Source organism: Mesobacillus jeotgali (genome assembly GCF_002874535.1).
In the GTDB taxonomy this organism is placed as follows: Bacteria; Bacillota; Bacilli; order Bacillales; family Cytobacillaceae; genus Mesobacillus; species Mesobacillus jeotgali.
On the sequence record NZ_CP025025.1, the window covers coordinates 3,451,211 to 3,473,704 of the forward strand.

A 22,494-nucleotide genomic window follows, 5' to 3' on the forward strand; every position below is an offset into this window, starting at 1 on the left:
AAACAATGTTTATTCATAATTTTCAGTTATTTATTTCCGGATTTCCGGACTCTATCAACCCTTCAATACCATCACTTAATAGATTTAACCTGTCCTGTTCCTGTTGATTAATTACTATTCATACAGTGAATACTTGTTTAAATTTGCTAGAAAACAAGAAAGTCCGAAAACTCGGACAGCATTCCGAATTTCCGGACTATAAGAGACCATGTTTATTAAGTTTTTCATAAAGTGTTGACCTGCTGACCCCCAGCTCCCTTCCCACCAGAACTTTGTCATCTTTATTTCTTTCAAGACTTTGCATCAGTACCCATTTTTCTGTTTCTTCAACAATATCCTTAAGCTTCTTGTTATTGAATCGATACATAGCTGTCTGCGTTTGCAGGTAATCCGGCAGGGAATCCAGTGTAATCTGTTCTCCTTTTGTCAAATGGACCGCAGCCTCGATGACATTTTCCAATTCGCGAATATTACCCGGCCAGCTATATGATTTCAATATTTCCATGACACTCCTTTCAATCCCTGCAATCCGCTTGCCTAACCGATTCGTGACTTTGTCGATAAAATGGGCAATCAGCAATTTTAAATCCTCTGCTCGTTCCCTTAGTGGGGGAACGCTGAAAGGAACGACATTGATCCGGTAAAAAAGATCCTCCCTAAATCGCTTCTCTTCAATCATGTTCTCGAGCGGTCTGTTAGTGGCGGCGATAATCCGGACATCAACCGAAATCGATTTTGTTGAACCAATTGGTTCTATTTCCCCATCCTGCAAGGCACGCAAAAGTTTTACCTGCATGCTTAGGGGCATATCCCCGATTTCATCCAGGAAGAGCGTCCCGCCATTAGCCAGCTGAAATTTCCCCTTTTTCCCTCCTTTTTTCGCGCCTGTAAACGCTCCTTCCTCATAGCCAAATAACTCGGATTCAAGCAGGTTTTCAGGTATTGCTCCGCAATTCACCTTAATGAACGGCTTCTGGCTCCTGCTGCTTAACTGGTGGATACTGTGGGCAAACAATTCCTTCCCTGTTCCACTCTCACCCCTAATCAGAATCGAAATATCGCTATTGGATACCATTTTAACTTTTTCTTTTAAACTGATAATCTGCTGCGATTCACCAAGGATGTCATCAAGCGTATATTTTACGCCAGAATCAATTTTCTGAATGTATGGCTGCATCCTGGTCAGCAGGCTTTTAACATGGCTGTCCATTTTCATCCATTCCTGAGTATCCCGGAAAAATACAGTCCCAAATGCGGCAATTACCTCGCCATTTTTAATGATGGGCACCCGATTTGCAATCATGTAATTGCCCTTGATAAATTGCAAGTCAGCCAGTTCTTCTTTTCCAGTCTGGGCCACAATATGCATCCTGGTATTCTCGATCACTTCGGTCACATGCCTGCCAATCGTCTCTTCACGATTGACCTCAAGGAATTCACAATAATTATGATTGATATAGATGATTCTACCTTCTCGATCAACAACAACAAGCCATTCAAAGGCATTCTCGACAATGGTTTCAATAATATCTGCCGGGATCTGTAAAAGCTTTGCATTCATAATTTGTCACCTGGTTTTTTCTTTTGATTTTATCACATTTTTCTGAAAACAATATACAGGCATAAAAAAAGCACCTTAAAATAGGTGCTTTAGTCTACATTAGCTGCATTGTTGTAATACAAGTCGCGTCATTCTCAAAAGTAGATATTTCTGATTCAACAGTTTTACCATTGTGTCCAATCTTTGTTTTGAACTTTTGATCCCTTGGAAGCCACAAATCGATGAATCCATTCTGATGGGATGTCATTTTCTCATCAACGATCACGTTTCCATCCTCATCCTCAATATATACATCAAACTCTTTTTCAACCAGTTCACCTTGACAACCTGTCAAGCTATGATTCGTTCAAGGATGGGTTTGATTTTCATATGGCGCGATTGAGACGAAGAAGTCTTCTTCCGAAATATCGTAGACTTGCTTGTCCCCTTCACTGTCAGCAATTGTCAGCTCTTGTGAGGTGATGGAAGCCTTGTGATCCTTATTTTTGCCCGCGCTGTAATCACTCACCAATTCCTTGATGTTTTGTTGTTGTTTTTCAGGTTCAGCAGATTCTTCCCCGCCATTACAGGCAGTCAATAAACCCGCAGCCAAAAACACAATTCCGAGGATTTTAAATTTCAACCCATTCACCTCCTTGTTTTTCAAAGATGATTATATCATAATCTCACAGTTCTATTTTAGATGTAAAATATGCATTTTTTATCGAGAAAAAATGCATAAATTGTGACCGATAAGTCCAGACAAACTCCGAAATTTTTAAAAAGGAGCCGGGCACATCGCCCAACTCCTTACTACTTCTTATGCTTGTGCAGCCACATTGTGCGATTCCTTTAGTTTTCGATCGTAAATTACGGTAGTGAAGATCCCGACAAACATGAGCGCAATCAAAATCGCGAATAGCATTGGCATACCGTATAGGTCGACTAGGATTCCACCCATCAGCGGGCCAATCATCCTTCCGCCAGTTGCGGTGCTGTTGACGATTCCCTGGTAAAAGCCTTCCCGGCCTTTTGGCGCCAGGTCATTTGCGATCGTAGGAACCGCCGGCCAGATCAGCATTTCCCCAATCGTCAGGATCACCATACCAGCCACGAAGCCTGAGAATGCATTAGCTCCTGCAGCAACCGCATAGGAAACCATGAAGATGACCATGCCAATGATGATTTGCAGCTTCAGTTTATTCTGGAAAGGCTTGATCAGCCTGTTTACAACTGGCTGGCCAAGAACGATCAAAGCACCGTTGATTGTCCAAAGGATACTATATTGGTTAAGGGAAATGTTCAATTCCTGAGTATAAGCTGCGATCGTTGTTTGCCACTGTACGTAGCCAACCCAGCAAAGCAAGTAGCCAACAGCAAGGATCAGAAGCGCATACAGCTTTGTATGGCTTTTTATGGCGCCATTTTCCTTGAGGACGTTCGTTTGCTTCGCTGCCCTGGTGTCGATACTGCGATAGCCGAAGATGGCAATCATCATGAATACCAGGTACATGGCTGCGTTCGCCATGAAAATCAGCTGGAATGAATAAGATGCGACTAGCCCGCCAAGCGCAGCTCCAACCGCCACTCCAAGGTTCTGTGCCACATAAATGGCATTGAACGCTTTACGGCCGCCTTCCTTCCAAACCGACCCCGCCATTGCATACATTGCGGGAAAAACGATTCCAGAACCAAAGCCTACCAGTGTCAAAAAGAAAATATACTGCGGCCAGCCGGGCCATAAGGTCAAGCCAAGCAGCGCCATGATGGTAATGCTGATTCCTAGAATAATAGACTTATAGCCGCCAATTTTATCAAAAAGACTGCCGCCAAAAAGATTGCCAATAACACTGGCAGCTGAGTTCAGCATCAGAATAATTCCGGCAACAGATAACGATTTGCCGAGATGCTCATGTATATAGATGGTGTTCAGAGGCCATAAAAACGAAGATCCAGTAACATTGACTGCCATCCCGATAATTAAAAGCCACAAGGCTCGCGGCATGAAAAACGCCTTCTTTCATTAAATAAGTTTCGAAAAAACAAAAAGCGTAAGCGCCTTGTTCCGCCCCGACAAGCACTGGAGGGCCGACCGGTGAAGTCGTTCTTTGACTTCATTGGGCGGACCGAAAACGAAAAGTAGAGGCGACTGTCCAACTCCGACAAGCGCTGGAGGGCCTGCCTGTGAAGTCGTTCTTTGACTTCATGGGCAGGACCGAAGCGTCTCGAGGAGTTAGGAGCCGCAGCTGGACAAGTGACTCAAGGGGCTAGGCGCTGGAGCTGGATTCAGAAAAACATATATAGTTACCAAAACGGTATTTACTTTTAATTCCTTTTAGAATACCAAAGTAATTTTAGTGGTTTTCACAATTGGATGCAATAGGAATTTATGCGGGGGTATGAAGTTGAAATTTTCTATTTTTTCGTTGGGAATTTATTTAATTAACTGGAAAAAAGCCGCGTTTTTTTCCAGTTTGCGAATAAACAACTATTTTTTGCGAATAAAAGCTGGTTTTTTGCGAATAAATTAATTTTTTTGCGAACAAATACAGTTTATTGCGAATAAAACTTAATTACCCTCATAAAGATAACCATTTTTTCACATTTTGATTTTCGTTAAACCATTTCCTTTATCACCACTAGTTTTCAATTGAAAATTTGAAATTCCCTTACTTTCCATATAGCATGAACTATTTTTCTTGACTCCCTATGAAATTTCTGCAAAACTAAAGAAAACACCGTACAAACTACCATTTGCACAGTGTTTTCGTATTTATCTTTTCTCTAAATTTACTATTCTCTATTTTTTCGGAGCTGGCTGTTGTGCTGGGAAGTAACTGTTCACTGCTTTTTCTTTCTTCTTGAAGTTATCTTTTTCGTCGTAAACAGCCTTCTTCACTTTTTCAATCTCTTCTTTGACCTCTTCTAGATTTACGCCTTTCTTGGTCAATTCCTCGATTGCAAGATTGATTGCCTCATTTGACTCTTCAATCGATACCCTCAATGAATCCATTGCTCCCTGCGGATTATGGAATCCTGCTGCACTCTCAGCCGCGACGAAATCCCAGAACCATTGTCCTTTTCTAACATGCTCCTGAGCCTGCTTGATTTTCTCCTCACTTACACCAGAAGTAATCATCTTATTTACGTAATAGTGTGAGGTAATTGATATATCCTCGGCCTTATGAAGTGCTTCCATATGTTTATCCTGGATACCGATTACACGCTCTTTCAGTTCATCCATATCCCGGTTGGTATGGCAGGTTGCACATGACCGATCCATGGTCTTCAGTGGAGATGTCCACCAGTGTGAGCTGATTTTCTTTTTTCCATCCACTCTGTCATATGGCATGTGACAGTCTGAACATGTGACGCCAGCTTCACCGTGCGGACCTTCGATATGAGTCTCAAAGTCAGGGTGCTGTGCTTTTAGCATTGGCGTACCTGAAACATTGTGGATCCAGTCCTTCTCGAAACCTTGTTCCTTTGCCGTTGTCTCATAATACTCGTACATATCTTCAGGCTCGAAGCCGTTTGCCCAAGGATAAGTTACTTCTCCGTTATCTGCAGCAAAATAGTACTCTACGTGGCACTGGCCGCAAACATAGTTCCTCATATCATTCTTCGTTGGGTTGGACATGTCGATTCCCTGTGATTCCATTGCTTTAATGAAGCTAGGACGGGTAACCCTCAAGTCCATTGTCTGTGGATCATGGCAATCTGAGCAGCCGATTGGTGAATGGCCCATCGCTTCTGCTTTTGGCCAGATATCTTTGTTAAAATTGCCTCCCCAGTAATCGTCTCCCATTTCCTCAATCAGGTGAGGAACAGCAGTCGACTTACAAGTTAAGCATGATCCGATTGATTTGTCAGTGATACGCGCGATTGCCCGGACATCCTCATTTGCATAGATATGGCCGCGATCTTCATTGTACTCAGTCGCAAAGCCATAGCCGTTAAAAAGGACTGGCAGATACGGTTCTTTGTCATGGTCGAACTTGCTTCGTTTGACGGAACCGCTGTACTTCGTATCCTCCATTTTTTCATTTTGCTTGTAGCTGTCATATTGCAGCGGGAAAAGGTCCTTGAAGGCCTCATTGCTGATTTCATCTTTGCTCAGCCCCGTTTTCAGCTCGCTTGCGGAAGTCGCTTCTTCTTCCGAGCTGGAGCAGCCTGTTATGATGAGCATGACAGCCGCAAGGAGCAAGAATGCCCAGCGGAAATTTCTAGCCATTGTTCATCGTACCTCCTTTATTTTCTAAAAGCTCGCCTGGTTTCGGCGGTTTATAATAGTCTTCTGTTTTAAAGCCTTTGCCGTGCGGTATTGCCTGGTGGCAGCTTGAACAGCTGTCTTTCGCATCATGTGAAACGTTGTCCAGCGTATTCTCATGGCAACTGATGCAGTTCTCATTTATGACTTCCTCAGAACCTTCCGTTGCGTGCAGTACCTTCGGAATTTTTGCCTCGCCCAGTGTATTGAAATACACATGCGTCATTCCGGCCTTTGCCTTATAGGTGTATTTATTAACCATGCTATCATGCGGCAAATGGCAGTCGCCGCAGGACAGACCGGCGTGGTTGGAATCAGAGAACGAGTCATGGACCTCTGTCATGATATGGCAGCTCGAGCAAAATTCAGGTGAATCCGTATAAGCAAGCGTTTTGACAGTGACGACAGAAACAATGATTCCAGCAAATACGCCAATGAATAACAGCATCTTTTTGTCTATTCCCAGTAGCTTTTTCAGCATCTTTTTCACCTCCCTTAAAGCGGATTCTCGCAATCTACTAAAAGCTGTCTTCGTATGATTCAACCGAAAACAGCTTTATTAAAACACTGATGTGCTTTAACCAAGGTTATGGTGAAACTTTTTCCTGGATCATTCTGATTAAATCGTCCTTCGTTGTCGGGCCGGAGAAACGTTCAACAATGACGCCGTTTCCATCAATGATGATAGTTTCAGGCTGGCCGATGACGTTGTAATCTTTTGAAATGTCTTCTTTTGTATCTAAAAGATACGTAAGCTCAGAGCCGCTTTCCGAGATGTATTTTTCCATTCGTTTTTTCGATTCGCCTTTAGCGAGGATCAAAAGCTTTGCTTCCTTATACTCTTTGCCGAACGCTTCCAGTTCAGGAGCTTCGTCAATGCACGGTGCGCACCAGGTTGCGAAAAAGTTAAGGACCACTGGCTGGCCTTTAAAATCCGATAATTTATAAGTGTTGCCTTCGATATCCTGCAGCTCAAAATCGATGGACTGGTCACCAGGCTGGGCCGCTGCTTTTCCTCCCAGTCCGCTGACCAAAAAGCCGAGAACTCCGATGACGGCAGCGATGACAATGATCGGAACAATCTTTTTGCCCATTCTATTCACCCACTTTTAAAAATCTGAGTTCCATTCTTCTAGTAGTTCGAGCTCTTTCTTCAGCTGCTTCTGGCGGCGGCCAAGCACTACTACATAACCAGCGATCAACGTCCAAATAACTGAGTAAGCCATGAATAAGTAAGTCATTTTATACTCCTCCTTAGTAATTAGCCTGCAAGCTTTTCAATTGCTTTTGACTTTGCCTTCTTGACGATATGCCTCATTTTTTCGATTTCGATGCCTTTTCGCATCAGGAACGCGTAAAGTACGGTAATCGTAAAAATCGAGAACAGCAGTGCGACGAGCATATCAGGTTCGATTCCGCCGCCCGACTGGTTTTTGCCTTCACCGAAAACGACTGGATGCAGCTTCGTGTTCCACCAGCGGATTGCCATGAAGACAATCGGAACATTGATGACACCAATGATCCCAAAAACAGCTGATAGTCTTGCGATTTTCTCCATTGAACCGTCCATCTTGCGGACGAACAGGTAAGCAACGTAGATGAACCATAGAATCAGGGTTGTCGCGAGACGCGGCTCCCAAGTCCACCATGTATTCCAGCTTGATTTTCCCCAGATCATCCCGGTAATCAGTGTGATTGTTGTGAAAAGTACACCAATTTCAGCTGAGATTCCGGCATTGATATGATGCTGAAGTCTTGGTTTAATCAGCACCCTCACGCTGTAATAGCCAACGACTCCAAAGGCCAAAAAGGCTACCCAGGCACTGCCGACATGAAAGTAGAAAATTTTCTGTGAAGCTCCCATTATCCTTTCAACAGGCGACCATATAAAAATCAGATAAAGTGCTATGAAAACTGTCGGAATCAAAGTAAACAGCAACAGCCGGTCGATTATGCCAGTATTTTTTTTCATCAAGATCCCTCCATAATAAATTCGAATAAGAAAAAGCATGCAGCCAGGAACAATAAATCGTAAGCAGCCATCAGCCTGATCCAGGAAGCTGCATCTGCAATCATCTCATTTTCAAGAATGATCCTTGTTGCCTGGACCCCAGCGATCAGCAACGGGCTTAGCAGCGGCAGCAGCAACACCGGCAAAAGCATCTCGCTGTTCTTCGCGTTTGCCGATAGCGCTGCCAGGAAGGTCCCGACGATGATGAAGCCGAGCGTACCGATGATGACCACAAGGATGAACCAGCTTACTTTCCCAAAGAAGCGGTAGTCGAACAGCAGGAATAGCACTGGAATGCTGACCAGCTGCACTGCCGTTACGAGTATGAAGTTCGCCAAAACCTTTCCAAGATAGATGCTGGAAGGGTCGATTGGTGCCGAACGCAATCCTGTCAGGGCATCGTTTTCGTGCTCAGAAAGGAATGAACGGTTCAATCCCAGGATTCCGGAAAAAACGGTGATCAGCCAGACGAGCCCTGGAATGACGGCCTTTACCATATTGTTTGTCGGATCGAATGCAAAGCTGAAGATCAGGACGACGAGACTCGAGAAGATGACCATCATGCCGATTGTCTGCTTTGTCTTGACCTCATTGCTCAGGTCTTTACTGGCGATCGTCCACGCATCTCTAAGGATTGAAATCATGAGCTCTTCACCTCAGCTTCGTACCAGGTCTTCATCTCTGCCAGGCTTAATTCTTCTCCAAGGCGCCTTGTTGAGACGATTTTCCCTTTCTTCAGCACGGCTACCCTGTCAGCAAGTACATGCACCTGCTCAAAATCATGCGAGATGATCAGGATTGACGTCCCGCTGTCCCGTTTGTTTTTAATGATGTTATTCAGTAAGGTCACAGCCTCCTGATCAAGGCCGGTGTGCGGCTCATCGAGCATCAGGATATCAGGATTAGGAAGCAAAACCCTGGCGATGGCCAGTCTTTGCATCATCCCCCTTGAAAAGGAGCGAATGGGCATATCGCGAAAAAGATAAAGTCCCACTTCCTTCAAAAGTTCATTAGCTTTCCTGTCAAGATCCTTTACCTTATAAAGCTTTCCGTAAAATTTGAGATTTTCGAGCGGGGACAGATTATTGTACAAAAATGATTCATGACCTAAAAAGCCAATCCGCTGCTTAATCTCAGCTGTATTTTTCTTAACAAGCTTTCCATCCAGGAGAATCTCCCCGCTCGTTGGCTGCAGGAGTCCGACTGTGCATTTAAAGAAGGTGCTCTTCCCTGCTCCATTCGGGCCAATCACCGCTAAGATCTCCCCTTTTTCCAATGAAAGGGTGATATTCCTTAAAACGAGTTTGTCTCCCAGCATTTTGGTCATTTTCTTCAGTTCCAGCATGGTCCCCAACTCTTTCGTTAAGTGTATTGTTCCAGTTCTTTGTTTACCTTGGCGAGATGGCTCTGGTAATCAAGTTTCAGTTTTTCAAAGTTCTCTTCAGTGATTTCCGCTGCTGACAGCCTTGCTTCAAGGCCGGCCAGCTCACCTTCAATCACTTTTTTTCTGAGTAAAAGGTGTTTGAACAACTGGTCTTCCTCACCAATAATGTCCTCTGCAGGCTTCCTCCGCCTCCTTAAATACCAGACAATAGCAATGGCAGCAGCTAAAACGATCAGCAAATAGTGTGGATTCACCATGTTCAACCCCGGAGTACTGAGCCAGAAGTTCACAAGCCATTCAGGATGGTAGGCTGGCGCCATACTGATCACCCCTTCTGCTTGCGAAGCTTTTTCAGTTCTCTAAGAATTTCTGCCTCTGCTTCGGCATCCTTTATCTTCTTTTTGCTCTCTGGCAGATGTTTTGCCATGTGCCCTTGCCTTTCTTTCTTTAACATTTCGGCCGCGAGCAATTGGTAATCCTCTTTCAATTTCTCAAAATCCTCACGAGTGATTTTCTTCATTAAGAAGTCCATCTCCAGCTCATTCACAGCGCTGTAGACTTGCTCAAGCGTCAGCTTTTCACCCTCTGTCTCCATTTCACCAGCTTGCACCTCGCCTGATGAGAAAAAAGGAGATATGATGAAGTAAAAGCAAGTAATGATTACGAGTGAACCAATTATTAAAAATAGATAATCCATTTTGATCAGCTCCTAGAAAAGCTTCCGGCGCTCTTCGTCAAATGTTTTTGCTGCAATTTCTTTTTCGATTTCCGAACTCCATGCTGCCTTCGCCTCAAGCTTTGTTTCTGCCTTTTTTACTGTCAATTTCCTTAGCCAGATACCTACGATCACACTGCCAATCCCAACACCTGCAGCAGGCATTCCCCAGGCAATCCAGCCACTAGTGCCGCCGCCTGGAGTTCTCAAAGCTGCCTGCCCGTATTCATCAACATAGGACTGGATAATTTCCGGTTCAGATTTGCCGCCGTTCAGCATTTCAACCACTTCATCGTAGTAGATTTTTTTTACTGAGCAGGTGGACAATTCGTGATCAGCGTGACCCTGCATATCAAGCTGTCCGATGATGTGCTGGAATTCCTTCGAATTATACGTAAAAGCTGTTGTCATACCAGGTATCACGATTAGCAAAAGGAGTGTTGTTAAAAGAATTTTTCTGTTCAATTTTTTCACCCTCCCACTCTCGAAATGCCTTTATTGATTTGGTAGCGGGATGATGTCGGCCTGCCGCCTATGAGGGCGAATGCTGTGCCGATCACCATGATGATGCCGCCCATCCAGATCCAGCTTACGAATGGATTCACTTTTACCATGAATGTCACTTTGTCTTTGGTCTCCCAGGAGCTGAGTACAACGTATAAGTCCTGGCTCCAATTTGTCTTGATTGCTACCTCTGTGGAGGGTTCAGGCCATGTTTCATAGAAAATCTTTTCAGGCTTGATTTTGCCAATATCTTTGCCCTTATACGTCACATCGATATCAGCGACCACTATTCCATTGCCGTTTTTCGTATGCTCCGTCAGCTCGTTGAATTTCAGGCTGTAATCACCGGTTTTGATGCTGTTGCCGGCATCCACCGTTTTCAATACCTCTGTTGAGTAAGTGTGCGAAGAAATGACACCTACTGCGATGACCGCAATCCCGATATGGACAATATAGCCGCCATAGCGGCGCTGGTTTTTTATCGTCAGCTTGAACGCAGCCTTCAGGACATTCTCCTTTGTAGCTTTTCGTCTTGCGCTGATGCCTCGAGCAAATTCTTGCAGGTGCGTTCCGAACATGAAGCTTGTTGCCGATAAGCCGATAATCGCGTAAAATCCATTGACGCCAAAAGCGAACAGGATGATCGCTGTGGCAACACCCATTGCCAGCGGCCAAAGCATGTTTTTCATGAACTTTTCAAACACCGCTTTCTGCCAAGCAATCAGCGGGCAGATTCCCATCAATACGATCAGCACTAGCAGGATCGGAGCCATTACTTTATTAAAATATGGCGCACCGACATTGACCTTTGTGCCGGTAAAAGTTTCCGAAATCAGCGGGTACATTGTTCCCCAGAAAACGGCGAAAGCGGCAGCAACAAGAATCAGGTTGTTCAGCAAGAAGCTGCTTTCTTTTGAAAAATAAGCTTCAATTGGACTGCTGTCTTTTTTTAACAGTCCGTATCTTGTCATCACGATATACAGAGAAAACAGCATCATGAAAGCCATGAAAACAAGGAAGTAAGTACCCAGATTACTGTCGCCAAACGCATGGACACTTGTCAGGATTCCGCTCCTGACAAGGAAGGTTCCAAACAGTGTCAGGATGTAAGAAAGAATGATCAAGCTTACGTTCCAGGTCTTCAGCATGTTTTTCCGTTCCTGAATCATCACAGAGTGCAGGAATGCCGATACGGTCAGCCATGGCAGGAACGATGCATTTTCAACCGGGTCCCATGCCCAGTAGCCGCCCCATCCGAGTTCAAGGTAGGCCCACCAGCCGCCAATCACATTGCCGAGCGTCAGGAACAGCCATGCAAGCAAGGTCCATCTCCTCGTCAGCTTGATCCATTCTGAATCCATTCTTTTCAGGATCAGAGCAGCAATTCCAAATGCGAATGGAACGGCCAATCCAACATAGCCCATATAGAGCGTCACAGGGTGCAGGATCATTCCCGGGTTTTGCAGCATCGGGTTGAGCCCTTTTCCGTCTGCCGGAATTTTATCGGTCATTTCAAAAGGATTTGCATTAAGTGCCATTACGGTAAAAAAGAACAGGATGTTCACCATCAGGATGCTCGATACATACGGCATCATCGGGTTTTTCTTTTCTTTTGAAAAAACGACCATTGCTGCGTATAGTGCTAAAAGGACAGCCCATAACAGCAGGGATCCAGCGTTACCTGCCCAAAATGCTGTCAATTTATAAGCCATCGAGAGGCTCTCATTTGTATACGAAGCCACATATTTATATTGGAACTGGCTAGTTCCGAGAAGATAAAGCAACAGGAAGGCTGCGACGCTTGCCACAAAAGCCAGTGAAAGTACTGCGCCTCTAGCACTTTCAATCCACTTGCTGCTTTTCTTCCTAATCCCGACGAAATTGGCAATGATTCCGTAAAGCGAAATCACGATCCCAAGGTAGATTGAGATGTTTCCAATTAGATACATACAGATAACCACCCATCTGTTTTATTCCTGCTTATCATTTTTGTACATTTCCTTATGCATTTCGGTATCATAGTTCTCCATGTCTTCGCCTTCATATTTTGTCGGGCATTTTGTCTGGACTTTTTCTGCCTCGAACACTCCGTCTTCCTGGATAAAACCTTCAACAAGGACGATGACATCCTCTGAGAAGTTATCCGGCTTTATGCCTTTATGGAATACCTGAAGCGTTCCCTTGCCTTCCTCGTAAAGTTCAAAACGGAGCTCCAGTTTGTCAGCGTCCCATTTAACAGATTCCTTATTAAGCAATCCCTGCGTCATAATATAATCGCCTTCATATTTCGAACCATTTTTGCTGAGGTCGGCAATCGTGATTTCCTTGCTCCCTGCACTTGGCATCGTAGAAAACATCATGATCACAAACGCGACTGCCGCAAGACCCAAACCCATTACGATTTTTTTATTTTTGGACATCATTATCTGCCTCCCAGCTTTTTGATCAATTCGTTATATTCTGATTCGGTAATGCTTCCTTCCACCAACATGGCGCGAAGCTTAGACTTTCTGGCTTCTAAATCATTTTTTGAAGCATCGTCCTTAACCGGCTTTACTTTCTTTTTCTTCATGATAAAAATCAATAGTACTGCCGAAAATATGGTTACACTGCCAACGACAGTAATGACAAGCCACAGAGGCATTTTTTCATCATTTTGTTTTACAGTGCCAGCCTTCTTTGCGTCCCCGGCCATAGCTTCCATGATTTCCGCTGTAGTCCTTTCGTCAGCTCGTTTGTACTCAAGTGAGATATTCTTTTCATCGCCAGGCTTCATTCCCTGGCTTTGATACAGGAACATGTTCATGTTGTAAGAGTTTTTCTGGTGCTGCTCGGAAGCAGGCTCCAGCTTAAAGCTTTCCGAATTTAGGGGCTCAACAAAAATTAAGTTCAACAACCCGATATCAGCGAAGTTTTTAAAATCGTAGGTCAGTGTCTTAGTGCCGTCTTTTTCCTTGATGCTGTCGGTATAGTACTCAATCACAAACTTGTAGATCTCCTGCGGCTGTATTTCCTCGCTCGTTTCCCAGGAAATTGTTCCGTTATCCTGATCAAGTTCATATTCAATTTCATTCATTTCAGTCAGGTCACGAGAATAATCAGCAACAAAACCGATCCTGAAATTTTTCTCATCCATCGGCAACGGAATGACAACCTGGCCTTTTTGCGCTTCTTCGGCATTGTTCTTCAATGCTCCATGATAGCCGACCAAAAGTGGGGCACTCTTCTTCTTATCTTTTGGGTGATACGAATATTCTGGCATCACCTGGATCGTTAGCTCCTCCATATTGAGGACATTGGATTTTGTCTCAGCACTCCCCTTTACAGGCAGCTGGAATATGAATAATAAAATGATGGCTGATAATAACTTCATGACTTTCATTTGATTGGCTCCTTTCTATATGTGACAAATTCGTGAATGTTTTCACAAGACAACTTACATTGAAAATAACAATTTATTTTGGCTAAGGATTTTTTCAAAAATTTCCCCAAGACCCTTTTTGGTCTACCTTATTTAAACCATTTCTAAAAGCTCCCATTCTGTGATATAAATCACGGAATTTTCGTCAGTTTTATCCGATTTGTGAACGGGGGGTATTATACAAAAGCTGCTTTTCAGCTTTTAACACAAAAAAACCTCACTTCAGTTAAGAAGTGAGGGTGTTACAAATTTATGAAGATTGCCCTGGTTCAGGATGGAATTTTGATTTTACGGGCTGCCCGCCGCTTTGTTCATATTTTTTCTTCGCTTCTTTTACCGGATCTTGATCCATTCCGAGCTCGAGATCCTGGTTATTGATGCCGTTCCTTGTTTTTTGTTCAGGATTGTTCTGCTTTGAGCGCTTTTTCAAGTTTTTCCCCTCCTGTTTAATGATCAAGCAAAATCATATTGTTTTGCACTTGCTGCAGTTGAAGCCTCATTCTGTGCAGTTGTTCACGCTGCTGGGAGTTTGCACTGAAGGAAAGCTTGGCCAGATCATTATAAGCGTCCTCGAGCGCCTGCAGTGCATTTGTAAAATTGCCGTCATTATAATGCTGCTGAGTAGCGGCATCCTTGTATTGATCCTGGGCCAGATTGATTGCATCCTCACATTGCTGAAGTAACTGTTCAACCGATTGACGTGTAGCCAATTGTAGCCCCTCCTTTACTTGATGCTGAAGCAAAGTCTGCTTCTTCTTTATTTTGTTCACAATACATTTTCCTATCACGATTTTGCGAATGTTTAATGATGCCAATTATATTGGGTAAACATTGTAATCTTTTTGCAATTGGATTCACGTTTTCTAAATGGTACAATTTTTATTATTAATTTTTTTTGACAGACAGGCTTTAGGAGGTTTCTGGCATGAAACAGACCAACCCTTTTCACTATGCTACTGACGATAAACGGTACCATACTTGGAATTACCATTTGCGCAGCCATTTTGGCCATAAGGTTTTCAAGGTGGCACTTGATGGCGGATTCGATTGCCCGAACCGTGATGGTACAGTAGCCCACGGAGGCTGTACGTTTTGCAGTGCAGCTGGTTCAGGAGATTTCGCCGGTGACAGAGTAGAAGATCTTGGCACACAGTTCGCAAAGATAAAAGAAAAAATGCACTCTAAGTGGAAAGACGGCAAATACATGGCCTATTTCCAGGCTTTCACCAATACACACGCTCCGGTCGAGGTGCTGCGTGAGAAGTACGAAACTGTATTGAACGAAGAAGGAGTCGTCGGGATTTCGATCGCAACTAGACCGGACTGCCTGCCCGATGATGTCGTGGAATATTTGGCTGAGTTGAACGAGCGAACGTATTTATGGGTTGAACTAGGACTTCAGACCGTCCATGAAAAAACAGCCAATTTAATCAATCGCGCCCATGATTATGAAACCTACAAAGAAGGCGTGGACAAGCTACGTAAGCATGGTATCAGGGTTTGTTCGCATATTATCAACGGTCTGCCTCAGGAAACACCCGAAATGATGATGGAGACAGCACGTGAAGTCGCGAAACTTGATGTTCAGGGAATCAAAATCCATCTTCTTCATCTGTTGAAGGGCACCCCGATGGTCAAGCAATATGAAAAAGGATTACTTGAATTCCTTAGCTTTGAGGACTATGTAAAATTGGTCTGTGACCAGCTGGAGATCCTGCCTCCTGACATGATCATTCACCGAATTACAGGGGATGGACCGATCGAGCTGATGGTCGGGCCGATGTGGAGCGTCAATAAATGGGAAGTATTGAACGCGATTGATAAAGAATTGAAACATCGCGACAGCTGGCAGGGGAAATTTTATGCTGGAAACAAAGTGGTGATTGAAAATGAAGCTTGAACGGATCCTTCCATTTGCCAGGAACCTTCTTGAATTAGCCGTGAAGCCAGGTGATATCGCTGTAGATGCCACAGTCGGCAACGGACATGACACATTATTTTTAGCAAACCTGGTCGGCCCTGCCGGCAGGATTTACGGCTTTGATATCCAGGATGAGGCGCTCATGTCCTGCAAAACGAAGCTTCGCGAACATGATTTGCAGGATCAGGTCACACTGTTCCATACTGGACATGAAAACATCACAGAATGCATCCCACCTTTGCACTTTGGAAAAATTACCGGCGCAGTATTCAATCTAGGATATCTGCCCGGCGGCGATAAAAACATCGTCACCGTCCCTGAGACAACCATCCAGGCCATCGACCAGCTGCTGGAAATCATGGCACCAGAAGGCATCATTGTGATTGTGATTTACCACGGACATCCCGAAGGCAAGGTAGAACGAGAATATTTATTGCGGTATGTAAAATCATTGGATCAAAATATCGCACATGTATTGGAATATAAATTTCTTAACCAGAAAAACAATCCGCCATTTATTATTGCGATTGAGAAGAGATAGGAAGCCTTCCCTAAAAGTGAAGGCTTTTTTCTTTGGGATAAGAATGTATCCTTGGCCATATATTTCACTCAATGTTCCCCGTTTTTCTCTCTTGGACAGAACGGGGCACTCTTCCGGGGTTTATGTTCCCCGTTTTTCATCTTGGACAGGAACGGGGCTCTTTTCCGGGGTTTATATTCCCCGTTTTTCATCATGGACAAGAACGGGGCTCTTTTCCGGGGTTTATGTTCCCCGTTTTCCCTCTTGGACAGGAACGGGGCTCTTTTCCGGGGTTTATGTTCCCCGTTTTTCTCTCTTGGACAGGAACGGGGCTCTTTTCCGGGGTTTATGTTCCCCGTTTTCCCTCTTGGACAGGAACGGGGCTCTTTTCCGGGGTTTATGTTCCCCGTTTTCCCTCTTGGACAGGAACGGGGCTCTTTTCCGGGGTTTATGTTCCCCGTTTTCCCTCTTGGACAGGAACGGGGCTCTTTTACGGGGTTTATGTTCCCCGTTTTTCCATCTTGGACAGGAACGGGGCTCTTTTACGGGGTTTATGTTCCCCGTTTTCCCTCTTGGACAGGAACGGGGCTCTTTTCGGGGTTTATGTTCCCCGTTTTTCCTTTTTTAACTGAGACCGGGCAATTTAAATCGTCTAAAACAAAAAAAAGCCAGGATTCAATACCTGGCTTTGTCACAATTTCACTATCATTTAATAAACGCCCTCACCACTCCTGAGGGAACCCACCTCTGCAATGACCGATAAGCTCGTCCATTAATATAAAAGAAGTAGCTGACGGGGCCGGCTGTCTTGATCATTTCCCTGGCCAGTTTTCTGATTCTTTCCTGGCGCCTTACTTTATCATCGGACAGGTAAACGCCGAGGAGGCCGCGGTTGATCAGTTTATGGAATCTTTGATGGGGAAGCTTGGCCGTATGATGATCGGCATGTTGTACAAAGTGGCGCAAGCGCTCAAACAAAGCTTCTTCATTTTCATAATAAAAACAAAAGTTCAAATCGCCGCCTTCCCTGTCTTCTTCCTGGTCGATGAAATAATCGAGAAGGATGTGAAGGCCTTGTATGTAGGGGAAATATCCGTTGCGAATGCTGTCGGCGTATTCAGGTTTAAAATCATCGCGGAGCGCATAGGATACCAGGCAAAAGATTCCTAGCGTCGATCCGGCGCAAGCTGAGAATTCATACCACTCCATGTCTGGAATATTTTCACGATGGCCATCAAACCATGTTTGCAGCCTTGGGACACGGTCTTTTACCTCAACATGCTTGTGGATTTGCAAATCGCAATAATAGTCACAAAGCTCGCCAAAATGATGTTGGATATCATGGTAGTGATCTAGCTCAGACAGGACTTCCCGGCAGACGGTCACCAGTTCAATGAGATATCCCCCGTCATTCTGGTCTTCCCGCTCCCGATAATAATTTTTCAATTGACGATCCGTATCCAGGGCATCTGCCATCGATTCATGCAGCGCAGCGAAATCAGCTGGATCCAGTGATGTACTGCGGTCACAAAGATTATCAAGGTAATCGCTGATCGTCTGGTAAGCCACTATGAAACGGATCGCTTTTTTATAATTCTTTTTCGCGGTCAGGCTCAAAATCGAGCCTCCTTCGCAATGGAAGGTTTTATGCTCGATACTGGACAATGCCTGTTTCCTTAATTCCGGGTTCGGGATTTCCTCTGCCCTGCTCTTCCAATACGCCAGCTCCCTGTGTACTTGGGGCAGAACTTGTTTGTATACACGGTACATTAAACTGATTGGCATAGATGGTATCAACATGTATACACCTTCATCCTTTCCATGTAAAACAAATATCTAATAAACATACCCGATTGCCTTCAGCTGGCTGATGACAAAATCATGTGCGTAATCAAAAACCTCTTCGCGTTCAGGTTCGTTGAACACTTCATGATAGCAATTAGGCCATTCTTTATATCTTTTTTCAGAGAGCGGAGCATTGTTGAACCATTCTTTCACAGAACGTTTATCCACAATCCGATCATCACCGCCCTGCACCAGTAGTGTTGGAACGTCCTGGACTTTACTCATGTTATCAAAGGCTTGATCCATTGCCGCAATGAGTTCACGGTACCAGCGGATTGATACCTTGGTAAGATAGAGTGAGTCATTTGCATCCACAGCTCTCACATCTTCATTTCTTGTGGCCATTTCAACCGTCAGGCCTGGCGACATCCGCATGGCGGGAACTAGGACATTCAAGCCGTGCGAAAGCATATCCAGCATTTTCGAAGGATAATTGACCAAACCAAGACATGGCGATGACAAAATGAGTCCGGCAATTTCAACACGTTCCTCCTGCAGCATGCGGATCGCTACAAGCCCTCCCATGCTATGGCCGAGCAAAAATACTGGCAGGTCAAATTCATAAGCTGCCTCAACCCATTCTTTTACTTCCAAAATGTACTCATCAAATGAATCAATATGGCCACGGTTTGCTCTTGTTGTTAATCCCTGTCCAGGCAAATCACCCATTATGACATGAAATCCCGATGAGCGCCAAGCTTCAATCAGCCATCCGTAACGCCTGTGATGCTCGAGGGCACCATGAATCATAACGATTACAGCCTTAGCATCCCCGTCAGCTTCCCATTTCCACATGACCATTCCCCCACTCAAATACTTTTTCTTTCTTTAAAAGAACTATAATATATAATTAGTGAAAAATAAAAATGAAAGCACTGATAAAATCTATTTTATTTAGGAGTGTATTTTATGATTTATTCTTACAAAGGCAAGACACCTAAAATAGCGGATTCCGCTTTTATTGCAGATTATGTAACGATTAGCGGGGATGTTGAAATCGGCGAGGAATCGAGCGTCTGGTTTAACACCTCGATCCGTGGCGACGTCGCTCCCACGATTATCGGTAATAAAGTGAATATACAGGATAACTCTGTCCTCCACCAAAGCCCCAATAACCCTTTGATTCTTGAGGATGAAGTGACTGTTGGCCACCAGGTCGTCCTCCACAGCTGCGTCATTCGAAAAAAAGCATTGATTGGGATGGGCTCAATCATCCTCGACCAAGCTGATATCGGAGAAGGTGCTTTCATTGGTGCCGGCAGCCTTGTACCTCAAGGCAAAAAAATTCCGCCGAACACGCTTGCATTCGGACGCCCAGCCAAAGTCATCCGCGAGCTGAATGAAGAAGACATTCGAGACATGGAACGAATCTCAAGAGAGTATGCCGAGAAAGGACAATACTATAAAAACCTACAAAACAAAGAAAATGATTAATTAAACAAATCCCGCATCAGTCCGATATTAATTTATATATTATACCCTGCAATTATAAAAATATGCGGACGGGCCAGGTGATCGAAGTGGATATGTTATATATATCAATTGCGGCTGTTGTACCTCTGCTAGTCTTGTTTTTTCTGTTAATCCGAAATCAAAATAGCATGATAAAATCCATCTTGATGTTCTTGTTTGTTTTTACATCAGTAGCCGGAGCCTTCCTGCTCGAGAACCTGCAGGCTTCACATGTCGCCAAGGCTGTAGAGTCTGTCAAACAATGGCTTGATGAGCCCGAACAAAGTGCACTACGAGAGGCAGCTATGATAGAAGAATACAAACCTGAAATCATCCCAATAAAAAAACAGATTCTCCTGGATGCTCCGGCCATCTGGCAGATGCCTGAGCTCCCAAGAGGATGTGAAGTCACAAGTCTCGCCATGCTCCTGCAGTTCAAGGATATTCAAGTGGACAAGCTGACACTGGCCAGGGAAGTAAAGAAAAACCCGGCTGAATACCGGCTCCAAAATGGCAAAATCTATTTTGGCGATCCTAATGAAGGATTTGTCGGCAATATGTACACCTATACCCAACCAGGACTAGGTGTCTATCACAAACCGATTGCTGAACTGGCAGAACAATATCTTCCTGGGAAAATACAGGACCTTACAGGCGCAGATTTCCAGGAACTTAAAATCCACCTATCAGATAACCGGCCAGTATGGATCATCACGAATACTGAATATAAAAGATTGAACGATAGCTTTTTCCAAACATGGTATACACCTAATGGAGAAGTCAAAGTTACAACAAAAGAGCATTCTGTATTGGTTACCGGTTATGATGAAAGTTCGGTTTATTTCAACGACCCGTTAACAGGTGAGAAAAATAAAAAAGCACCCATGAAAGACTTCGTGGAAGCCTGGGTGCAGATGGGAAGGCAAGCAGTTACCTACCTTCCCTGATTTTTAAGATTGTAATACTTTCTGAGCCTCATACTCCTTCTGGAAGGAGTATTTTTTTTCGACATAAACATCATGCCACATCATGAACATCAGCACTGTCCAGATTTTGCGACTATTGTCAGCCTTGTTCTGGCAGTGGTCATCCAATAGCTTCAATAAGTAAGACTTATTGATTAGATGCTCTGTGTTGCTTTCCTTGATGATGTTCTTTGCCCACTCGTTCATTTCATTCTTCAGCCAGTGGCGAATCGGCACCGGGAAGCCAAGCTTTTTGCGTGTAAGAACGTGATCAGGTACAACGCCTTCAGCCGCTTTACGCAAAATGTACTTGGTTGTGTTGTTAGCTGTTTTCAAGCTCGTTGGAATCTTAGAAGCTGTCTCGAAAACAATCTTATCAAGGAATGGTACGCGAAGCTCCAAAGAATGAGCCATCGTCATTTTATCCGCCTTCAATAAAATGTCTCCGCGCATCCAGGTGTGGATATCGATATATTGCATTGTATCAACCGGATCGTAGCCTCTGCTCTCGCGATAAAGAGGCTTTGTGATATCTCTGTAATCGTACTGTCCATTATAAACGTGGAGCAGCTCGCTCTTCTCTTTTTCAGTGAACATCTTCGCATTTCCAATGTAACGCTCTTCCATAGGCGTCACACCGCGTTCGATGAAGCTCTTGCCCTTCATGCCCTCTGGCATCATTTTAGAAATGCCCTTCAGCATCGACTTCCCTACCTGGGGAATCTTGTTGAACATTTCTAGATCCTGCGGCTCACGGTAAATGTTATAGCCACCGAACAGTTCATCGGCACCTTCTCCGGAAAGGACAACTGTTACATGTTTCCTTGCTTCACGGGCAACGAAGTACAAAGGTATAGCAGCCGGGTCTGCGAGCGGGTCATCCATATGCCACATGATTTTCGGAAGTTCATCCATATATTCCTGAGGACTGATCACATAGCTGATGTTTTCAACACCGAGCCGATCAGCCGTTTCCTTCGCGACATCAATCTCGCTGAAACCATTTTGTTGAAATCCAACAGAGAAAGTCTTGATTGAAGGATGGTATTGCTTTGCAATTGACGCGATGATCGAGGAATCAATCCCGCCAGAAAGGAAAGAACCAACTGGCACATCACTGCGCATGTGGATTTTCACGGATTCGAACAGGACATCCCTGATCTCCTTCGTGAACTCATCCTCGGATTTGTGGATTGGCGAGAAGCTCGCTTTCCAGTAACGCTTGATTTCCATCGGCGAACCAATTTTCTTTGTAAAATAATGCCCTGGCTCAAGCTTGTAGATGCCTTCAGACATTGTATTTGGTTCTGGAACGAATTGATAAGTCAGGTAGTGCTGTAATGCCTTGTAATCGAGGACATCATTCTCAAGCGCAAGCAAAATGCTCTTCTTTTCAGACCCGAAGAATGTACGATTCTCATCTTCAAAGTAGAAAAATGGCTTGATGCCGAAATGGTCACGCGCACCGTAAAGGATCTGCTCCTGTTTATCCCAGATGACAAACGCGAACATCCCGCGAAGCTTGTCAACAGCCTGCTCTTTATAATGGCTGTATAGGGCGATGATCACTTCTGTGTCCGAATGAGTTTCGAAGGTAAGTCCTTCTTCAATCAACTCTTCACGAAGCTCAAGATAGTTGTAGATTTCCCCGTTGAAAATGATCCAGTAGCGCTCATTTTCATAGGTCAATGGCTGATGGCCAGCCTCAAGGTCAATGATGCTCAGACGACGGAAGCCGAACTGGATATGCTCATCATAGAAATATCCATCATCATCAGGACCACGGTGGGTGATGATGTCATTCATATTTTTAAACAGCTGCTTGTCATCGCTGCTGAATTCCTGTGCATTTTCATGTACACAACCGATAAAGCCACACATTATGTACTTCACCTTCTCCATTTCAGATAAAAATTTATTGTTATTTTCCAATGATTTTACTACCC

25 protein-coding genes are annotated in these 22,494 nt (G+C 44.3%); 4 read left to right on the top strand and 21 right to left on the bottom strand.

The features are described from left to right. Positions 1-196: 196 nt before the first annotated feature. The 18 genes from CD004_RS17475 to CD004_RS17565 form a co-directional block, all read right to left on the bottom strand. Entirely contained in the window at positions 197-1,561 is a 1,365-nt protein-coding gene (locus CD004_RS17475; protein WP_102263928.1) for a sigma-54 interaction domain-containing protein, read from the bottom strand. 94 nt (positions 1,562-1,655) lie between these two features. Next, on the bottom strand, positions 1,656-2,183 hold the full coding sequence (locus CD004_RS24480; RefSeq protein WP_264190938.1) for a CueP family metal-binding protein: 528 nt from the start codon (positions 2,181-2,183) through the stop codon (positions 1,656-1,658). 177 nt (positions 2,184-2,360) lie between these two features. Further along, positions 2,361-3,545, bottom strand: coding sequence for an MDR family MFS transporter (locus CD004_RS17490; RefSeq protein ID WP_102263930.1), 1,185 nt, complete (start codon positions 3,543-3,545; stop codon positions 2,361-2,363). A gap of 795 nt (positions 3,546-4,340) precedes the next feature. Next, on the bottom strand, positions 4,341-5,774 hold the full coding sequence (locus CD004_RS17495) for an ammonia-forming cytochrome c nitrite reductase subunit c552 (RefSeq protein WP_102263931.1): 1,434 nt from the start codon (positions 5,772-5,774) through the stop codon (positions 4,341-4,343). Continuing rightward, positions 5,767-6,291 (bottom strand): cytochrome c3 family protein, encoded by a 525-nt coding sequence (locus CD004_RS17500; RefSeq protein WP_102263932.1) that lies wholly within the window; start codon positions 6,289-6,291, stop codon positions 5,767-5,769. The genes CD004_RS17495 and CD004_RS17500 overlap by 8 nt, the downstream gene beginning before the upstream one ends. A gap of 106 nt (positions 6,292-6,397) precedes the next feature. Next, positions 6,398-6,904, bottom strand: a complete 507-nt coding sequence (locus tag CD004_RS17505; protein ID WP_102263933.1) for a TlpA family protein disulfide reductase — start codon at positions 6,902-6,904, stop codon at positions 6,398-6,400. 15 nt (positions 6,905-6,919) lie between these two features. Beyond that, a complete protein-coding gene (locus CD004_RS17510; protein WP_023626909.1) occupies positions 6,920-7,051 on the bottom strand; it encodes a CcmD family protein in 132 nt (43 codons plus the stop codon). A 20-nt stretch (positions 7,052-7,071) separates the two neighbouring features. Continuing rightward, positions 7,072-7,782, bottom strand: a complete 711-nt coding sequence (locus CD004_RS17515) for a cytochrome c biogenesis protein (protein ID WP_233434881.1) — start codon at positions 7,780-7,782, stop codon at positions 7,072-7,074. Beyond that, positions 7,782-8,465, bottom strand: coding sequence for a heme exporter protein CcmB (locus CD004_RS17520; RefSeq protein ID WP_102263935.1), 684 nt, complete (start codon positions 8,463-8,465; stop codon positions 7,782-7,784). The genes CD004_RS17515 and CD004_RS17520 overlap by 1 nt, the downstream gene beginning before the upstream one ends. Then, positions 8,462-9,166, bottom strand: a complete 705-nt coding sequence (ccmA, locus tag CD004_RS17525) for a heme ABC exporter ATP-binding protein CcmA (RefSeq protein WP_102263936.1) — start codon at positions 9,164-9,166, stop codon at positions 8,462-8,464. Before ccmA ends, CD004_RS17520 begins: the two co-directional genes overlap by 4 nt. A gap of 17 nt (positions 9,167-9,183) precedes the next feature. Next, positions 9,184-9,525 carry a hypothetical protein gene (locus CD004_RS17530; RefSeq protein WP_102263937.1) on the bottom strand — a complete coding sequence of 114 codons (342 nt, stop codon included), beginning with the start codon at positions 9,523-9,525 and terminating at the stop codon, positions 9,184-9,186. A 5-nt stretch (positions 9,526-9,530) separates the two neighbouring features. Next, positions 9,531-9,902, bottom strand: a complete 372-nt coding sequence (locus tag CD004_RS17535; protein WP_102263938.1) for a hypothetical protein — start codon at positions 9,900-9,902, stop codon at positions 9,531-9,533. 12 nt (positions 9,903-9,914) lie between these two features. Further along, the gene (locus tag CD004_RS17540; RefSeq protein ID WP_102263939.1) at positions 9,915-10,385 is read right to left on the bottom strand and encodes a cytochrome c-type biogenesis protein CcmH; all 471 of its coding nucleotides are present in this window, start codon (positions 10,383-10,385) and stop codon (positions 9,915-9,917) included. A gap of 5 nt (positions 10,386-10,390) precedes the next feature. After that, positions 10,391-12,373, bottom strand: a complete 1,983-nt coding sequence (locus CD004_RS17545; RefSeq protein WP_102263940.1) for a heme lyase CcmF/NrfE family subunit — start codon at positions 12,371-12,373, stop codon at positions 10,391-10,393. Between the two features lie 21 nt (positions 12,374-12,394). Beyond that, positions 12,395-12,847, bottom strand: coding sequence for a cytochrome c maturation protein CcmE (locus tag CD004_RS17550; RefSeq protein ID WP_233434882.1), 453 nt, complete (start codon positions 12,845-12,847; stop codon positions 12,395-12,397). Continuing rightward, the gene (locus tag CD004_RS17555; RefSeq protein ID WP_102263941.1) at positions 12,847-13,806 is read right to left on the bottom strand and encodes a hypothetical protein; all 960 of its coding nucleotides are present in this window, start codon (positions 13,804-13,806) and stop codon (positions 12,847-12,849) included. Before CD004_RS17555 ends, CD004_RS17550 begins: the two co-directional genes overlap by 1 nt. A 289-nt stretch (positions 13,807-14,095) precedes the next feature. Beyond that, entirely contained in the window at positions 14,096-14,275 is a 180-nt protein-coding gene (locus CD004_RS17560) for a glycogen biosynthesis protein GlgD (protein ID WP_102263942.1), read from the bottom strand. A gap of 16 nt (positions 14,276-14,291) precedes the next feature. Next, positions 14,292-14,555 (bottom strand): YtzC family protein, encoded by a 264-nt coding sequence (locus CD004_RS17565; RefSeq protein ID WP_102263943.1) that lies wholly within the window; start codon positions 14,553-14,555, stop codon positions 14,292-14,294. A 215-nt stretch (positions 14,556-14,770) separates the two neighbouring features. Here CD004_RS17565 and CD004_RS17570 point away from each other — a divergent pair, with 215 nt between their 5' ends. Next, positions 14,771-15,745: a tRNA modification radical SAM protein MnmL/YtqA gene (locus CD004_RS17570; protein WP_102263944.1), complete on the top strand. Its 975-nt coding sequence runs from the start codon at positions 14,771-14,773 to the stop codon at positions 15,743-15,745. Continuing rightward, positions 15,735-16,307, top strand: coding sequence for a tRNA 5-(aminomethyl)-2-thiouridylate-methyltransferase MnmM (locus CD004_RS17575; protein ID WP_102263945.1), 573 nt, complete (start codon positions 15,735-15,737; stop codon positions 16,305-16,307). The genes CD004_RS17570 and CD004_RS17575 overlap by 11 nt, the downstream gene beginning before the upstream one ends. A 684-nt stretch (positions 16,308-16,991) precedes the next feature. Here CD004_RS17575 and CD004_RS17585 read toward each other — a convergent pair. Together CD004_RS17585 and CD004_RS17590 are read right to left on the bottom strand one after the other, a co-directional pair. Then, positions 16,992-18,086 (bottom strand): tetraprenyl-beta-curcumene synthase family protein, encoded by a 1,095-nt coding sequence (locus CD004_RS17585; RefSeq protein ID WP_102263947.1) that lies wholly within the window; start codon positions 18,084-18,086, stop codon positions 16,992-16,994. A gap of 36 nt (positions 18,087-18,122) precedes the next feature. Next, on the bottom strand, positions 18,123-18,926 hold the full coding sequence (locus CD004_RS17590) for an alpha/beta hydrolase (RefSeq protein WP_102263948.1): 804 nt from the start codon (positions 18,924-18,926) through the stop codon (positions 18,123-18,125). Between the two features lie 114 nt (positions 18,927-19,040). On the opposite strand from CD004_RS17590, the gene CD004_RS17595 reads away from it, so the two are divergent. After that, positions 19,041-19,565 (top strand): gamma carbonic anhydrase, encoded by a 525-nt coding sequence (locus tag CD004_RS17595; protein WP_102263949.1) that lies wholly within the window; start codon positions 19,041-19,043, stop codon positions 19,563-19,565. 92 nt (positions 19,566-19,657) lie between these two features. Beyond that, a complete protein-coding gene (locus tag CD004_RS17600) occupies positions 19,658-20,530 on the top strand; it encodes a C39 family peptidase (RefSeq protein WP_102263950.1) in 873 nt (290 codons plus the stop codon). 3 nt (positions 20,531-20,533) lie between these two features. Here CD004_RS17600 and asnB read toward each other — a convergent pair whose 3' ends face one another. Further along, entirely contained in the window at positions 20,534-22,429 is a 1,896-nt protein-coding gene (asnB, locus tag CD004_RS17605; RefSeq protein ID WP_102263951.1) for an asparagine synthase (glutamine-hydrolyzing), read from the bottom strand. Positions 22,430-22,494 lie beyond the last annotated feature (65 nt).

Bases quoted from the DNA above. Each gene is read 5' to 3' on its own strand.
- asnB (WP_102263951.1), bottom strand. From the start codon at position 22,429: ATGTGTGGCTTTATCGGTTGTGTACATGAAAATGCACAGGAATTCAGC.
- ccmA (WP_102263936.1), bottom strand. From the start codon at position 9,166: ATGCTGGAACTGAAGAAAATGACCAAAATGCTGGGAGACAAACTCGTT.
- CD004_RS17475 (WP_102263928.1), bottom strand. From the start codon at position 1,561: ATGAATGCAAAGCTTTTACAGATCCCGGCAGATATTATTGAAACCATT.
- CD004_RS17570 (WP_102263944.1), top strand. From the start codon at position 14,771: ATGAAACAGACCAACCCTTTTCACTATGCTACTGACGATAAACGGTAC.
- CD004_RS17600 (WP_102263950.1), top strand. From the start codon at position 19,658: ATGTTATATATATCAATTGCGGCTGTTGTACCTCTGCTAGTCTTGTTT.
- CD004_RS17595 (WP_102263949.1), top strand. From the start codon at position 19,041: ATGATTTATTCTTACAAAGGCAAGACACCTAAAATAGCGGATTCCGCT.
- CD004_RS17495 (WP_102263931.1), bottom strand. From the start codon at position 5,774: ATGGCTAGAAATTTCCGCTGGGCATTCTTGCTCCTTGCGGCTGTCATG.
- CD004_RS17520 (WP_102263935.1), bottom strand. From the start codon at position 8,465: ATGATTTCAATCCTTAGAGATGCGTGGACGATCGCCAGTAAAGACCTG.
- CD004_RS17555 (WP_102263941.1), bottom strand. From the start codon at position 13,806: ATGAAAGTCATGAAGTTATTATCAGCCATCATTTTATTATTCATATTC.
- CD004_RS17575 (WP_102263945.1), top strand. From the start codon at position 15,735: ATGAAGCTTGAACGGATCCTTCCATTTGCCAGGAACCTTCTTGAATTA.
- CD004_RS17500 (WP_102263932.1), bottom strand. From the start codon at position 6,291: ATGCTGAAAAAGCTACTGGGAATAGACAAAAAGATGCTGTTATTCATT.
- CD004_RS17585 (WP_102263947.1), bottom strand. From the start codon at position 18,086: ATGTTGATACCATCTATGCCAATCAGTTTAATGTACCGTGTATACAAA.
- CD004_RS17590 (WP_102263948.1), bottom strand. From the start codon at position 18,926: ATGTGGAAATGGGAAGCTGACGGGGATGCTAAGGCTGTAATCGTTATG.
- CD004_RS17545 (WP_102263940.1), bottom strand. From the start codon at position 12,373: ATGTATCTAATTGGAAACATCTCAATCTACCTTGGGATCGTGATTTCG.
- CD004_RS17505 (WP_102263933.1), bottom strand. From the start codon at position 6,904: ATGGGCAAAAAGATTGTTCCGATCATTGTCATCGCTGCCGTCATCGGA.
- CD004_RS17530 (WP_102263937.1), bottom strand. From the start codon at position 9,525: ATGGCGCCAGCCTACCATCCTGAATGGCTTGTGAACTTCTGGCTCAGT.
- CD004_RS17535 (WP_102263938.1), bottom strand. From the start codon at position 9,902: ATGGATTATCTATTTTTAATAATTGGTTCACTCGTAATCATTACTTGC.
- CD004_RS17510 (WP_023626909.1), bottom strand. From the start codon at position 7,051: ATGACTTACTTATTCATGGCTTACTCAGTTATTTGGACGTTGATCGCT.
- CD004_RS17490 (WP_102263930.1), bottom strand. From the start codon at position 3,545: ATGCCGCGAGCCTTGTGGCTTTTAATTATCGGGATGGCAGTCAATGTT.
- CD004_RS17515 (WP_233434881.1), bottom strand. From the start codon at position 7,782: ATGAAAAAAAATACTGGCATAATCGACCGGCTGTTGCTGTTTACTTTG.
- CD004_RS17550 (WP_233434882.1), bottom strand. From the start codon at position 12,847: ATGATGTCCAAAAATAAAAAAATCGTAATGGGTTTGGGTCTTGCGGCA.